This is a genomic window from Azospirillum sp. HJ39 (genome assembly GCF_041507355.1).
Lineage (GTDB): Bacteria > Pseudomonadota > Alphaproteobacteria > Azospirillales > Azospirillaceae > Azospirillum > Azospirillum thiophilum.
Map to the genome: position 1 here is coordinate 2451086 of NZ_CP167911.1, position 14798 is coordinate 2465883.

Genomic DNA, 14798 nt, shown 5'->3' on the forward strand with positions numbered 1-14798 from the left:
CCGACAGCGTACGAACAGACACTGCGGCCACGCTCGACCCGTAAAAATGCCCGGGAAAATGCGGGCCCAATAAGGTTGCCGGACCAACGGCAGCCGTGATCTTGGAGGAACGGATCAAGGCGCCGAAGCCGGGAGCCGATCTGCCGTTGCGTCCGGGCCGAGCCGTCCGGACCAAGCGCCGGCCCGGGTCCACAGCCGAGCGAGGGGATCGATCATGCCGAGTGCCGCCCAATCCGCCTCATCCTCCAGCCTTGAGCTGCTGACGATCTACGAGGTCAGCAAGATCCTCGGATCATCGCTGGATCTGGAGCAGACCCTGCGCGAAGTGCTGCGGGCGCTGTCGTACCAGTTGCAGATGCATCGGGGCCGAGTCTATCTCCAGGGCGAGGACGCGGCGCTGCGGCTCGTCGCCGCGCATGGGCTGCCCAAGGGGTCGCCGGCACAGGAGATCGACTACAACCAGGGCGAAGGCATCAGCGGCCGAATCCTGAAGACCGGCATGCCGGCGGTGGTCCCAAATCTGGCCGAAGAGCCGCTGTTCAACAACCGCTCCGGCGGGCGCGACGATTTGGACGAGCAGGTGGCCTCGCTGGTCGGCGTGCCGATCAAGGCCGCTGGGAGCGTCATCGGCGTGCTGACCATCGACCGCATCTCCGACGAAGGGCCGAGCGGCCATTTCGGCGCCGATGTGCGCTTCCTGACCATGGTCGCCAACCTGATCGGCCAGACCGTGCGCCTGCACCGCACCGTGGCGGAAGAGCGCCGCTTCATGATGCGCGAAACCTTCCGTGTCCAGAAGGAGCTGCGGCCGGTGGTGGCGCCGGTCAACGACGTCGTCTGCACCAGCCCCAACATGGTCGACGTGCTGGCCCAGGTGCACCGGGTGGCGCCCTTCAAGTCGACCGTGCTGATCCGCGGCGAGAGCGGCACCGGCAAGGAACTGATCGCCCGCGCCATCCACAACCTGTCGCCGCGCAAGGACGCTCCCTTCATCCGGGTGAACTGCGCCGCCCTGCCGGAATCGCTGCTGGAATCGGAGCTGTTCGGTCACGAGAAGGGATCCTTCACCGGCGCGCAGAAGGACCACAAGGGGCGGTTCGAGCTGGCGTCCGGCGGCACGCTGTTCCTGGACGAGATCGGCGACATCTCCTCCAACTTCCAGGCCAAGCTGCTGCGCGTGCTGCAGGAACAGGAGTTCGAGCGGGTCGGCGGGTCGAAGACGATCAAGACCGACGTCCGCCTGATCTGCGCCACCAACCTGAACCTGGAGGAGGCGGTCGGTCACGGCAAGTTCCGCGCCGATCTGTATTTCCGCATCAACGTGGTGACCATCCATCTGCCGCCGCTGCGCGAGCGGCGCGGCGACATCGCGATGCTGGCCAAGCATTTCGTCGGCAAGTTCGGCCGCGACAACGGGCTGAACCTGGACATCGACCATGACGCGCTGGAGGTGCTGAACCGCTGCACCTGGCCCGGCAACGTGCGCGAGCTGGAGAACTGCATCGAGCGCGCCGCGACACAATGTCGCAACGGCACCATCCGCGTTCCCGACCTGTCCTGCAGCATGAATCTGTGCAACTCGTCGGTCCTGTTCCAATACCGCACGATGGGTGCGGCGGTCGGCGGGCTGGCCCCGTCGATGAGCGGCACCGCGACGACACCCTCCCCGACGCCGGGCAATCCATCCTTCGCCCGGCCGCAGCCGGCAGGATCGAACGGCGCCGCCATGCCGCCGGCGGTGCCCGCCCCTGCCAACGGGGCCCAATGGCCAGCCTGCGCGTCCGGCTGTTCCGCCGGGCCGACGCCGGGCTGCAGCGCGTCCAAGCCGCTGGCGCCGGACGCCATCGCCCCCTTGCCCGCACCACAGCCGACCGCGTCCGCTCCGCCAATTCCCTCCGCCCCTGCGCCGCAGCCGGCGCCGGCCGGCGCCGCAGCCGTCGACCTGCCCCTCGACGAGCCGGAGTCGGGCCCCTTGCGCGACCGTCTGGTCTGGGCGATGGAGCGTACCGGCTGGGTCCAGGCCAAGGCCGCCCGCCTGCTGGGCATGACCACCCGCCAGGTCAGCTACGCCCTGCGCAAGTACAATATCGAGATCAAGAGATTCTAGGAGGCAGCCGGCGCCCCTCTGCCAGCGACCACTCCCGTCGCACCACGCCCCGAATTCGTGTTACCCTTGCGGGCCTTCGGTTCGATGGCAGTTCCCCCGGTCGAACGGATCCCCGTCTTGCCCTCGCTTGAGAAGCCACTCGCCCTGATGTTCGTCGACATCGCGGACAGCACGATGTTGTACGAGCGCATCGGCAACGCCGCCGCCGCCGCGCAGACGCAGCAGGTGCTGGCGCATCTCCGGCATCTGGTGGAGGACAACCGCGGCGGCGTGATCAAGAGCCTGGGCGACGGCTTGCTGGCCGCCTTCCCGGTCTGCGACGACAGCGTCCGCGCCGCCTGCGCGATGATCGACACCCAGGACCGGCACGGGCTGCGGCTGCGCATCGGCATCCATTACGGCACGGTGATCGAGGGGGTGGTGGGCGACCTCTATGGCGACGCCTGCAACGTGGCGGCACGGGTGCAGCAGATCGCACGGGCCGGCGAGATCCTGGCGACCCAGGCGCTGGTTTCCGGCCTGTCGCCCGACCTGCGCAACCGGACCAAGCCGCTGAGCAACGTCGCGATGAAGGGCAAGGCTGCACCGATCCGTGTCCACCAGATCCGCACCGGCGACGACAGCGAAGACGCCGTCGAGAGCACCACGCTGGGCTTTTCGATGGCGACGGATGCCGGCGATGCCATGGTGACGCTGCATCTGTCCTACCGCGGACAGGAGATCGCGATGAGCCGGGCGCTTCCCCGCGTCACCATCGGGCGGGAGGACAACAGCGGCCTGCGCATCGCCTCGCGCCAGACCTCGCGCCAGCATGCGGTGATCGACTTCACCCGCGAGAGCTTCCTGCTGACCGACCATTCCACCAACGGCACCTTCATCCGCAGCGGCGGATCGCCGCCGGTGGTGCTGCGCCGCGATTCGACCAAGCTGGTCGGCAACGGCCTGATCGGCTTCGGGGCGGAGGCACAGGACGAAAGCCAGGACCATGTCGTCGCCTTCCGCGGCGAGCTGGCCTGACGGAATCCGGCCCCGGCGCTCTTGTCGACTCCCCGACAGCCGTCCCGACAATGCTCCCCGCCGCTCCCGCCATTGTCGCAATGACGACAGCGTCCGGGCGACCGACAATCCACAACAAGCCTTTGAAAAAACTGAATTCCTGAGACTGGCCCCGAACTTGCTTTTCCTCCTTTCGTCCAACGGTGTCGTCCGGCACGGCAGGGAAGGAGTGGATGATGAGCAACGTGGTTTCGCTCGACAGCATCTTCGGTCTGGGGCAGTTGGCCCCGCCCGAGACGATGCCGACCGCGCCCGAGGGGGCGTCCGGCTGTTCGTCGTCGTCCTGCGGATCGTCCGACGGTCCGGCCGACATGGATCCGGCGGTGTGGGAGAAGGTGAAGAACCACCCCTGCTATTCCGAAGAGGCCCACCATTACTTCGCCCGCATGCATGTCGCAGTCGCCCCGGCCTGCAACATCCAGTGCAACTACTGCAACCGGAAATACGATTGCTCGAACGAGAGCCGGCCGGGCGTGGTTTCCGAGAAGCTGACCCCCGACCAGGCGCTGAAGAAGATCCTCGCGGTCGCCCAGGAAATCCCGCAGCTGTCGGTCATCGGCATCGCCGGCCCGGGCGACAGCCTGGCCGCCGCGGGCAAGAACACCTTCGCCACCTTCGAGATGCTGCAGAAGAAGGCGCCGGACCTGAAGCTGTGCCTGTCCACCAACGGGCTGGCCCTGCCCGAGCAGGTGGACACCATCGCCCAGTACAACATCGACCACGTCACCATCACCATCAACATGGTCGATCCCGAGGTCGGGGCGCAGATCTATCCCTGGATCTTCTACAAGCACAAGCGCTGGACCGGGCTGGACGCCGCCAAGATCCTGCATGAACAGCAGATGCTGGGCCTGGAAATGCTGACCTCGCGCGGCATCCTGGTGAAGGTGAACTCCGTCATGATCCCCGGGGTCAACGACGAGCACCTGCTGGAGGTGAACAAGGCCGTCAAGTCGCGCGGCGCCTTCCTGCACAACATCATGCCGCTGATCTCCGACCCAGCCCACGGCACGTATTTCGGCCTGAATGGCCAGCGCGGCCCGACGGCGCAGGAGTTGAAGGTGGTGCAAGACGCCTGCGAGGGCGGGGCCAAGCTGATGCGCCATTGCCGCCAGTGCCGTGCCGACGCCGTCGGCCTGCTCGGCGAGGACCGCGGCGAGGAGTTCACCGCCGACAAGATCGAGGCGATGGGCATCGCCGAGTATGACGACGAGGCCCGCCGCACCTACCGCGAGCATGTCGAGGCCGAGCGTGCCGGCCGCAACGCCTCCAAGGCCGCGGCCCAGGCCGATGTCCGGGAAAGCATCGGCTTCACCGTCGATCCGATCCTGATCGCCGTCGCCACCAAGGGCGGCGAACGCATCAACGAGCATTTCGGCCACGCCAAGGAATTCCAGATCTACGAGGTCGGCCCGGCCGGCGCCAAATTCGTCGGCCATCGCCGCGTCGACCAGTATTGCGAGGGCGGTTCCGGCGACGTCGACACGCTGGACGGCGTGCTGGCGGCGATCAACGACTGCACCGCGGTGTTCGTCGCCAAGATCGGCGGCTGCCCGTCCAAGTCGCTGGCCGATGCCGGGATCGAGCCGGTCGACCGCTTCGCCTTCGACTACATCGAGGAATCGGCGCTGGCCTACTTCAAGGACTATGCCGAGCGCCTCGGCCAGGGCGTCGTCCAGTCGCGCGCCGGCCAGGATGCGGTGATCCGCACCGGCGCGCTGACCGCAAGGCGCGCCTGACCCTTCCCACCACCACCACAGCCATCCCCAACCGTCATTCCATCGAAGGAGAGAGCCATGGCCTACAAGATCAAGTCCGCCGAATGCACCGTCTGCGGCGCCTGCGAGGCGGAGTGCCCGAACATCGCCATCAGCCTGAAGAAGGGCACCTACGTCATCGACCCGGCCAAATGCACCGAGTGCCAGGGCCAGTTCGACAGCCCGCAATGCGCCGCCGTCTGCCCGGCCGACTGCTGCGTCCCGGCGTGATGACCCGATTTTCCCTCTCCCATCCAGGGGTGGGAGAGGGAAAGACCATGGAGCGCCGCCATGCTGGACGAGGTGGATGAGGACTGGCTCGCCCGCCGCTACTACGGCGGGGATCTTCCGCCCGAGGCGGAACGCTGCCTGCATCTGGCCGCGGCCAGCTATGCCGACGGCGAGGCGGCGCTCGCCCATCTCGCCCGCGCGGCCGAGACCGCACCCGGCCACCGGCTGGTCGATCTCGGCCATTACAAGTTCCACTTCTACAAGGCCAACCTGGACCAGGCGCTGGTCTATGGCGAGCGCATGATCGGCCACGCCATGGCCGCGCTGGGCATCAACCACGCCGATTGGCGCGCCGTGACCCCGGCCACCGCCGATTTCCGCGGGCTGGAGCCGCCACCCCGCCTGTTCCTGTTCGCCCTGGTCGCCATCGGCTATCTGCTGCTGCGCACCGGACGGCTGGATGCCGGGCGCGAGGCGCTGGGCAAGGTCTGCGAGTTGGACCCCGACGACCGTTTCGGCGCCGCCCGCCTGATCGCCGTCGCCGACCGGCACGAAAAGGACCTCGAACTCGAATCCGAGGAGGCCGGCGCATGAGCGACGACATCCTCGAAACGCTGGACTGGCGCGGCGAACCGGTCGATTGCGCCGCCTGCGCCCACCGCGACCGCCGCCTGGACCACGGCACCGTCCCGGCTGCCGGCGCCAAGCTGCCGGGCCGTTGCCTGCTGACCAAGGCTTGCGTCCACGACCGGTACGCCAAGCGGATCCAGCGCTTCTTCGAATGGAATCCCGACCTGTCGGCCGACCATCTCGACCATCCTTATTTCGAGGTGCGGGCCAACGCCGCGCGCTTCGCCCCGATCTTCCAGATCCCCCGGCTGATGAACGACCCGGACGAGACGGTGCGCTCGGTCCTGGCCCGCCGGCTGCCGCGCCGGTTGCTGTTGAAGCTGCGCGAGGATCCCGACCGCGAGGTGCGGATCGCCGTCGCCTCCCGGCTGGAGGATGCCGACCTTGCGCCGCTGATGCGCGACGCCGACTGTTCGGTCCGCCTGCGCGTCGTCCGCCGCATTCCCGACGGCATGCTGCCGGCGATGATGCATGACGAGGATCCGGAGGTGCGCGTCGAGGTCGCCCGCCGGCTCGCCATGGACTGGCTGCCCAGCCTGGCCTGGGACGACAGCCCGCGGGTCCGGCTGGTGGTGGCGCAGCGGCTGCCGCCGTCCAAGCTGCATGTGCTGGTGCCCGACCCCGACTGGATTGTCCGCCTCGCCGTCGCCGGGCGCATCGACACTGCGCAGCTCGGTCCGCTGGCCGACGACCCCGAGGAGGAGGTCCGCGCCATCGCCCGCCAGCGTGCCGCCGGCCTCGCCATCGCCAACGACCTTCCGCCCCTCTAGCGGCCACCCAAGAGACGGAGCGCCAGCGCCATGACCACCGAAACAGCCGCCCCTTACCGCCGCGAGCGGGCCCGCAGCGCCGAGGACGCCAACGAACTGGTCGGCCCTCCGGTGCTGGAGCAGGGCTTCAAGGTGCGGGCGCTGCGCGACGTGCGCAACGACGGCACCTATCCGGGCCGGCCGGTCGGCGATTTCCTGATCCGCGAGGGCGATGTCGGCTACGTCATCTCCGTCGGCACCTATCTACAGATGTATTACATCTACGCCGTCGATTTTTACGAAAAGCGGGTCGTCGTCGGCATGCGGGCGCGCGAGCTGGAGGTGGTTGACGCCCGTTGCAACGACCCGCAGTGAACATACCGCCTCATTCCCACCCCCCGGTCCCCACGCTGAAGGAGCCTCCGCGATGTCCGACGTCGAAACCGTCCAGAAGCCCGGTTTCATCCCGCCGCGGGAACCGCTGTACGACTGGGGCCTGCGGGTCACGGTGCAGGAGGACCTGTTCAACGACGGCAGCCATCCGCAGGTGCCGGACGGCGCGCTGCTGGCCCCCAAGGGCACACCCGGCACCATCGTCCGCGTCGGCCGCACAGAGGAGGGCAGCCTGCCGGTCTATCTGGTGGAGTTCCCCGGCGGCACCGTCGTCGGTTGCCTCGAGGAGGAGATCGCCCCGGCGGACGGATCGCGCCGCGGCGTGCCGGGGGTGATGGAATGACGGTCTATCTCGACAACAACGCCACCACCGCGCTGGCGCCCGAGGTGCGGGAGGCGATGCTGCCGCACCTGTTCGGCGAGTTCGCCAACCCGTCCAGCCCCCACTCCCCCGGCATGGCCGCCCGCCGCGCGGTGAGCGAGGCGAAGGCGCAGGTGGCGGCGCTGATCGGCGCCAGGCCCGCCGACATGGTGATGACCGGCAGCGCCACCGAGGCGACGCATGCGGCCATCCTGGGCGCGCTTCGCGTCATCGAGGAGACCGACCACCGCCGCGACCACATCGTGTCCACCGCGGTGGAGCATCCGGCGACGCTGGCCCTGTTCGACGACCTGCGCCAACGCGGCTGGCGAACCACCATCCTGCCGGTGAACCGCGACGGCGTGCCCTCGCTGGTCGATCTCGCCGCCGTGGTGACGGAGGCGACCGCGCTGGTCTCCATGATGTGGGCGAACAACGAAACCGGCGTGCTGATGCCGGTCGAGGGCGCGTCGGCCATCGCCCATGCCCATGGCGCGCTGTTCCACACCGACGCGGTGCAGGCCGCCGGCCGGGTGCGGGTCGATTGCGGCATCGCCGACTATCTGACGCTGTCCGCCCACAAGATGCACGGGCCGAAGGGGGTCGGCGCGCTCTATGTCCGCAAGGGCGCCCCCTTCCACGCGCTGATCCACGGGCACCAGGAACGCCGCCGCCGCGGCGGGACGGAGAATGTGCCGGGGATCGTCGGCTTCGGCGCCGCCGCCTCGCTGGCCGCCCTGTGGCTGGACGAGGGCGGCCTGACCGCCTTCCTGCGCGACCGGCTGGAACAGGGCATCCTCGCCCGCTGGCCCGGCGCGGCGGTCAACGGTGCCGGCGCGGCGCGGCTGCCCAACACCAGCAGCATCCGCTTCACCGACGGCCATGGCCGCCCGGTCGATGCCGAGGAGTTGCTGATGCGGCTCGACCGGGCCGGCATCGCGGTATCGATGGGCGCCGCCTGCTCCTCCGGCGGAAACGAGCCGAGCCATGTGCTGACCGCCATGGGGCTGAGCGGGGCGGAGGCGGCGGCGAGCCTGCGCTTCTCGCTCGGCCGATACACCACCGCCGCCGAGATCGACGCCGTGCTGTCGGAAATGCCGGCGCTGCATGCGCGGCTGGTGGCTGCTTGACATAAAAAACACAATCAGAACAACAGGCTGGAGTGTCGGTTATGAAGGTGATGATCCGCAAGGTGGCCGAGCAGTACACGATCTACGTCGCCAAGAAGGATCTGGAGGAACCCATCGTCGAGATGGAGAAGCCGGAGCTGTGGGGCGGCTGGGTCAAGGTCGCCAACGGCTGGACGCTCGACCTGCCGGAGTTGCCGGCGGACACCCGCCTGCCCATCACCGTCGAAGCCAAGAAACGCGGCACGGAGTGACACCGATGGCCCTATCGTCCGAACGCATCGACAGCATCGCCACGCTGGCCGGCCGGCTGTTCGCCAACGGCCTCAACCTCGACGGCGTGGTCCGCGGCGTCCGCGAGGCGAACCCGGATCTGAAGACCGTCACCGGCGCCATGGCCGCGGTGATGGCGGAAGACCCCTTCCGGGAAGGAGCGGGCTTCGACCTGCATCTGGTGGACGGCAACAACCATTGCTGGCTCATCACCGACAAGCCGGATCTGGCGACCGGCATCGTGATCGCCCAACGGGACGAGGACGAGTGAATGAGCAGCGCCGCCGCCGCGATCGAACCGGACGCCTTGTCGGACGCCCCATCGGATGATGACGCGCTCGACGACTACATCCCGCTGACCGACCCCGACATCTCGGGCGCGGAGGTCGAGATCCTGGGCCGCGTGCTGTCCTCGGGGGGCCTGAGCGACGGCCGGATGGTGCGGGCGTTCGAGAGCGCCTTCGCCGCCTATGTCGGACGCGCCCACGCGGTGGCGGTCTCCAGCGGCACTGCCGCCACGCTGCTGATGCTGAAGGGGTACGGCATCGGCGAGGGGGACGAGGTGCTGTGCAGCCCCTTCGGCTGGCACCAGGTGCAGCATGCGGTCGCGCTGGCCGGCGCCACCCCGGTGCTGGTCGACATCGATTACTGGCAGCACACGATCAGTCCGGAAAAGGCTGCCTCGCTGGTATCGGCGAAGACCAAGGCGATCCTGGCCGGCAACGTCAACGGCCACCCCGCCCATTGGGACGAGCTGCGCGCGCTGGCCGATGCCAAAGGGCTGATCCTGCTGGAGGATTCGAGCGAGGCGATCGGGTCGGTCTACAAGGGGCGGATGGTCGGAACCTTCGGCGACGCCGCGGTCTTCGACTTTTCCGAGCCGGGAGTGCTGCTGGCCGGCGAAGGCGGCATGATCGTCACCGACGACGGCGACCTCGCCCACCGGCTGCGCTACATGCGCCGGCGCGAGACCGAGCACCGCAACACCGTCGTCATCACCCGGACCCTGCCCTGGCAGGCCGGAATGAGCGACCTGAACGCCGCGCTCGCGCTGGTGCAGTTGAAGCGGCTGCCGGAGATCCTGACCCGCCGCAATCTGGTCATCGCCTATTACGACGCGGCGATGGCGAGTTTCGAGGGGATCAAGCCGCCCTACCGCGGTCCGGGAGCGGAGGTGGTCAACCCGATGGTCTATTGCGTCCATCTCGGCACCCGCTTCACCGCGTCGGGACGCCGGTCGATCATCGAGGATCTGGACACCCACGACGTCGACGCCAGCGACTACGGCCAGCCGCTGCACACCCAGCAATATTACATCGAGCGGCTGGGGAACCAGGGCGCCGGCCGCCATGCCTGCCCGGTCTGCACCAAGACGGCCGACCGCGTGCTGGCCCTGCCGCTGCATCGCAAGATCACCCGGGACCAGGTCGCCTTCATCGTCGAGACGCTGAAGGACTCCAGCGTCAACACCGGGGCCGGCGCCGCGATCTACCTTTGAAATCAGGGCTTTGAATCCAGAGCTTTGAATCCAGGGCTCCAAGGAAATCAGGGAAGGGCTTTTCCATGACCGACGCCACCATCGCAACCGATCCCGATTCCGTCACGGTCCCCGACGCCGCGGCGGCGCTGGCCGACATCGCGGCGGCGCTGGCCGCACAGCAGGTGGTGCCCTATCTCGGCCCGGGCGCCTTCTCGCTGCTGCCACCGGATCAATGCCCGATCCCGCGCAACTCGGCGGAGCTGGTGCAGCGGCTGAACGCCAAGGTCGCCGCACCGGGCCGCATCCGCAGCAACCTGACCGCGGTCGCCCAGTTCATCGAGACGCGCAAGCACCGCAAGACGCTGGAAATCATCCTCAACGAGATCTTCCGCCAGACGGTGCCGGCCACCGCCGTCCACAGCCTGCTTGCCGCGATCCCGGCCCCGCCGCTGCTGGTCGACGTCTGGTACGACAATGTGCTGGATACGCTGCTGAGCGCGGCCACCGACCGGACCTGGGGCCAGATCCAGGGCGTGTCCCATCCGCAATCGACCGGCGAGTGGGTGCGCTACTACGCTCCCGACGGGTCGGAGACGACGGCCGAGGCGGCGGTAGGCTGGCAGACGGTGCTCTACAAGCCGTCGGGCGCGGTGACGCCGGCCGGCAACTACCTGATCTCCGACAGCGACTATGTCGAGATCCTGACGGAGATCGACATCCAGACCCCGATCCCGGCCATCGTCCAGGATCGCCGCGCCGGCCGCCATTTCCTGTTCCTGGGCTGCCGCTTCGACCATGAGATCCAGCGCACCTTCGCCCGCCAGATCGCCAAGCGCTCCTCCGACAGCCATTGGGCGGTGATCCCCGGCGAGCTGTCGAAGAACGAAGCCCGCTTCCTGGAACTGCACGGCATCAGGCGCATCGACATGACATTGGACGAGGCGGCGGCGGCGCTGCAGGCGGCGGTGTGAGGCCACCGCCGCCGGCCACTACCTCCAAAGAAGTCGCATTCCGGCGCAACATGCTCCCCATCTGCCCCGTTATCCTGCGGAACGGATGGAGCGTGCCTGAATGGTGATGAACAGCGGCCGGGTGTCGGCAATGTTGGCCGTGGTCCTGCCGGCAATGGCCCTGCTGGCGGCGGTGCCGGAGGCGGGAGCACAGGAAGCGCTCCCGCCACCCGGCCCGCCGCCCGGCGATGCGCCCGCCGCCTCCGGCCCGGCGATCGGTTTCTGGATCGACAACGACCTGTTCGGCGGCGGCACCGACCGCTACTACTCGAACGGTTTCCAGTTCTATTACTTCTCCGGCGCGCGCCCGACCTACGGCAGCATCGACTGGCTGGCCGATCTGGTGCCGTGGATCGAGCCGGGCGGGATGCGCCGCTACGGCTTCGCCTTCGGCCAGAACATCTACACGCCGAGCAGCCTGTCGGCACGCAACCCCGATCCGACCGACCGGCCCTATGCCGGCTGGCTCTATGGCCGGGTGTCGGTGCTGAACGAGGCACCGACGGCGGTGGACCGCATCGACCTCGATCTCGGCATGGTCGGCCCATCCTCGCTGGCGGAGCAGACCCAGAAGGCGGTCCACAGGATCGTCGACGGTGCAACATACCCCGAGGGCTGGAACTACCAGCTTCGCGACGAGCCGGGCGTGGTGCTGAGCTACGAACATGTCTGGCGCAACGAGAAGCCGAACACGCTCGGGCTGCTGGAATGGGACGTCAGCCCCCATGTCGCCGGCAGCCTGGGCAATGTGCTGACCTTCGCCGGGGCAGGCGCCACCGTCCGGCTGGGCGGCAACATGCCGCCGCCGGTGGGCGCGCTGGTGAGCCGCCCGACCGCCAGCATCCCCTATCAGGACACGCCCTATTCGGAGCGGCCAGGGCGCTTCTCCTGGTACGTCTATGCCAGCGCAGAAGGCCGGGCGGTGGCGCGCAACATCTTCCTGGACGGCAATACCTTCCGCGAAAGCCGGTCGGTCGACAAGCATCCGCTGGTCGGCAGCATGCAGGCCGGCCTGACCCTGCGCTATGGGCGCTACGGCCTGACCTATGCCCAGACGCTGCAGACGCCGGAGTTCCGCGGGCAGAAGTCGCTGACCAATTATGGCTCGCTGCGGCTGTCGGCGCAGTTCTGAGGGCCGGCATCCCCCATCCGAATGTCCCGCACGCCAACATTCGCCCCTTTCACGGGGAGCCGGTTCGGGCTATGTCAGGGGAATGAACCAGTTCGCACGACTGGCGATCGAGGCCGGCCCGCTCGCCGCCTTCTTCGTCGCCAACTCACAGGCCGGCATCATGACCGGCACCGCGGTCTTCATGGTCGCCATCACCATCGCGGTCGCGGTGTCCTGGCGGCTGGAGCGGCGGATTCCGATCATGCCGGTGGTCGGCGCCGGTTTCGTGCTGCTGTTCGGCGGCCTGACGCTGTGGCTGCAGGACGACCTGTTCATCAAGATCAAGCCGACGCTGGTCAACCTGCTGTTCGCCGCCGTGCTGTTCGTCGCCCATGCGATGCGCCGCAACGTGATGAAGCGCCTGCTCGGCACGGTGCTGAACCTGTCGGACGAGGGATGGCGGACGCTCAGCATCCGCTGGGCCTGGTTCTTCCTGGTGCTGGCGGTGCTGAACGAGGCGGTGTGGCGGAACTTCCCCACCGACATATGGGTCAACTTCAAGGTGTTCGGCATCATGCCGCTGACCCTGCTGTTCAGCGCCTTCCAGGCGCCGCTGATCATGCGTCACCAAGTGCCGGAGGAACCGGCGGAAAGCGGCCCGGCCGCCTGACCGCCTCTTGTGCGGCGCGGAAGGGGCACTCACATTGGAGGGACGATCGCGACGTCGTCCGCTCCGACCGAATTGCAGAGGTATTGATCGATGGGCAGTTTCAGCATCTGGCACTGGTTGATCGTTCTGGTCATCGTGCTTCTCCTGTTCGGCGCCGGCAAGCTGCCCAACGTGATGGGCGACATCGCCAAGGGCGTGAAGGCCTTCAAGTCCGGCCTGAAGGACGAAGAGGACGAGAAGACCGCCGCGGCGACCACCGCCTCGCAGGTGCCACCCGCCGCGATCAATCCGGCCGCCGCCCAGCCGACCGCGTCCGCCGTGGCCCAGCCCCAGACTCATTCCGCCCAGCCGCCGGCTCCGCCGGCCGACCCCGCCAAGCCGCAGCAGGGCTGATCCGTCGAGGATGAACGCCCCCGGCGGGAAGTCCCTTCTTTCGTATCGCCCGACCGCCGGGCGCGACCGCTTGGCGGTTTGATGGGGCGGCAAAATACGATAAGGAGAAGGGGCTTTCCGCCGCCGGTCCGTGTCCCACGGCCCCGCCCGCCGGAAGGCCCCTTGTCGTTTCCAGCCGGCCCGCCGTGACGGGCAAGCGCAGGTCCCCCGTGACGCTCAAGCCCCCGCCCCGTCAGGCCCCCACCCTGACGACACCGACTTTCAAGGACGAGATGAAGGCCAACGGCAAACCTTCCGAGGCTCCCCCGCCGGAGAACGAGGACATCGCCAAGCTGCTTCGCGCCTTGAACGAGGACCTGCGGGCCGATCCGCAGGCTGACGACATCGAGGACGAGGAGGAGGAACCGGCCGGCCGCAGCCTGCCGGTGGGCAAGATCGCGCTGGCCCTGCTGGCTGCCGGCGGCATCGCCGTCGCCGTGGTCGCCCTCGGTTCGGGCAGCGACGCGCCGGAGACAACGGCCGACTCCTCGGCACCGATGGTGCCGGCCCCCGCCATCACCCGCGCGCCCTCCAATGCTTCGTCGAATGCGGTCCCGGCCAATGGCGCAGCACCGAATGGCGGCGCACCGGAGGCGATGATCGCCCGGCCGGCGGGCCAGGCCGCAGCGCCGCATTCGGCGCCTCCCTCCGCACCGCCGTCCGCCGCGCCGCCGCCGCCGGTCGCCGCCCTGCCGGCCAATCCGCCGCCGGTGCTGAAGGTGCCGGAACCGCCGTCGGTTCCGGCCACGGCACCCGCCGCAGCCCCGAAGCCGCGCGCCGCAGCCCCCGCTGAAACGCCCCCGCCGACGCCGCCGAAACCGGAAGCCGCCAAGCCTGAGCCGGCGCCCACCCAGCCTGCCCAGCCCGCCCAAAAGGATCCTGCAAAGGAAACCGCGGCAGGCGAATCGGCCGACACCGGCTCCCTCCAGGCGATGCTGGCACCGCCGAAGGAGGCCAAGCGCCCGCCAGCCGCAACTGCAACGCCGGCCGCACCCGCCACGCCCGCCACGCCGCCGGCAGCCAAGGCCCCGGCCACAGCAACTCCGCCGGCAGGGCGCTACACCGTCCAGGTCGGCACCTTCCAGATGACGGCCAACGCCGATTCGCTGGCGCATCGGCTGCAGGGCAGCGGGTTCCAGGCCTATACGGTGGACTGGACCGACGGGTCCAACCGGTCCTGGCGCGCGGTTCGCGTCGGCGGCTTCGCCGATCCGGCCGCGGCCAAGCGGGAGGCGGAGCAGTTGAAATCGAAGATGGGGCTCAACCCGGTCGTCGTGACCGCTCGCTGATCCGGCTAGGAACCGGGCGCGGCAGCGGTTCCACGCCTGCGGCATCGTGTCCTCCAACCGAAAGCCCGGCGGCGACATTTGGTCGCAGCCGGGCTTTTTCTTTGGGCTCCCACCCCCGTTCT

Annotated in this window: 17 protein-coding genes; all 17 read left to right on the forward strand. The window is 68.7% G+C overall.

The window, feature by feature from the left end; genetic code table 11:
• Window positions 1–214 precede the first annotated feature (214 nt).
• The 17 genes from nifA to ABMY26_RS25075 all read left to right on the forward strand — a co-directional run bounded on the left by nifA (window position 215) and on the right by ABMY26_RS25075 (window position 14676).
• Window positions 215–2107, forward strand: coding sequence for a nif-specific transcriptional activator NifA (nifA, locus tag ABMY26_RS24995; protein WP_372397293.1), 1893 nt, complete (start codon window positions 215–217; stop codon window positions 2105–2107).
• Window positions 2108–2224: 117 nt separating this feature from the next.
• Complete coding sequence (locus ABMY26_RS25000) at window positions 2225–3124, forward strand: adenylate/guanylate cyclase domain-containing protein (protein WP_372397294.1); 900 nt, start codon at window positions 2225–2227, stop codon at window positions 3122–3124.
• 215 nt (window positions 3125–3339) lie between these two features.
• Window positions 3340–4902 (forward strand): nitrogenase cofactor biosynthesis protein NifB, encoded by a 1563-nt coding sequence (gene nifB, locus ABMY26_RS25005; protein ID WP_372397295.1) that lies wholly within the window; start codon window positions 3340–3342, stop codon window positions 4900–4902.
• A 57-nt stretch (window positions 4903–4959) separates the two neighbouring features.
• Window positions 4960–5151, forward strand: a complete 192-nt coding sequence (locus tag ABMY26_RS25010) for a 4Fe-4S dicluster domain-containing protein (RefSeq protein WP_014248512.1) — start codon at window positions 4960–4962, stop codon at window positions 5149–5151.
• Between the two features lie 60 nt (window positions 5152–5211).
• Window positions 5212–5745: a hypothetical protein gene (locus ABMY26_RS25015; protein WP_372397296.1), complete on the forward strand. Its 534-nt coding sequence runs from the start codon at window positions 5212–5214 to the stop codon at window positions 5743–5745.
• Complete coding sequence (locus ABMY26_RS25020; protein WP_372397297.1) at window positions 5742–6551, forward strand: 4Fe4S-binding leucine-rich repeat protein; 810 nt, start codon at window positions 5742–5744, stop codon at window positions 6549–6551. Before ABMY26_RS25015 ends, ABMY26_RS25020 begins: the two co-directional genes overlap by 4 nt.
• 30 nt (window positions 6552–6581) lie before the next feature.
• Window positions 6582–6905, forward strand: a complete 324-nt coding sequence (locus ABMY26_RS25025; protein WP_045580820.1) for a nitrogen fixation protein NifZ — start codon at window positions 6582–6584, stop codon at window positions 6903–6905.
• Between the two features lie 52 nt (window positions 6906–6957).
• The gene (locus ABMY26_RS25030) at window positions 6958–7266 is read left to right on the forward strand and encodes a nitrogen fixation protein NifZ (RefSeq protein ID WP_045580821.1); all 309 of its coding nucleotides are present in this window, start codon (window positions 6958–6960) and stop codon (window positions 7264–7266) included.
• The gene (locus ABMY26_RS25035; RefSeq protein ID WP_372397298.1) at window positions 7263–8414 is read left to right on the forward strand and encodes a cysteine desulfurase family protein; all 1152 of its coding nucleotides are present in this window, start codon (window positions 7263–7265) and stop codon (window positions 8412–8414) included. Before ABMY26_RS25030 ends, ABMY26_RS25035 begins: the two co-directional genes overlap by 4 nt.
• A 41-nt stretch (window positions 8415–8455) precedes the next feature.
• Entirely contained in the window at window positions 8456–8665 is a 210-nt protein-coding gene (gene nifT / locus ABMY26_RS25040; RefSeq protein ID WP_045580823.1) for a putative nitrogen fixation protein NifT, read from the forward strand.
• A 5-nt stretch (window positions 8666–8670) separates the two neighbouring features.
• Complete coding sequence (locus ABMY26_RS25045; protein ID WP_372397299.1) at window positions 8671–8955, forward strand: hypothetical protein; 285 nt, start codon at window positions 8671–8673, stop codon at window positions 8953–8955.
• A complete protein-coding gene (locus ABMY26_RS25050) occupies window positions 8956–10182 on the forward strand; it encodes a DegT/DnrJ/EryC1/StrS family aminotransferase (protein ID WP_372397300.1) in 1227 nt (408 codons plus the stop codon). It abuts the gene before it with no gap.
• Between the two features lie 65 nt (window positions 10183–10247).
• Window positions 10248–11135: an SIR2 family protein gene (locus ABMY26_RS25055; RefSeq protein ID WP_372397301.1), complete on the forward strand. Its 888-nt coding sequence runs from the start codon at window positions 10248–10250 to the stop codon at window positions 11133–11135.
• Between the two features lie 100 nt (window positions 11136–11235).
• Window positions 11236–12306: a lipid A deacylase LpxR family protein gene (locus tag ABMY26_RS25060; protein ID WP_372397302.1), complete on the forward strand. Its 1071-nt coding sequence runs from the start codon at window positions 11236–11238 to the stop codon at window positions 12304–12306.
• An 82-nt stretch (window positions 12307–12388) separates the two neighbouring features.
• Window positions 12389–12955, forward strand: a complete 567-nt coding sequence (locus tag ABMY26_RS25065; protein ID WP_372397303.1) for a septation protein A — start codon at window positions 12389–12391, stop codon at window positions 12953–12955.
• 90 nt (window positions 12956–13045) lie between these two features.
• Complete coding sequence (locus ABMY26_RS25070; protein WP_372397304.1) at window positions 13046–13348, forward strand: twin-arginine translocase TatA/TatE family subunit; 303 nt, start codon at window positions 13046–13048, stop codon at window positions 13346–13348.
• 209 nt (window positions 13349–13557) lie between these two features.
• Window positions 13558–14676 (forward strand): SPOR domain-containing protein, encoded by a 1119-nt coding sequence (locus ABMY26_RS25075; RefSeq protein ID WP_372397305.1) that lies wholly within the window; start codon window positions 13558–13560, stop codon window positions 14674–14676.
• Window positions 14677–14798: the final 122 nt, after the last annotated feature.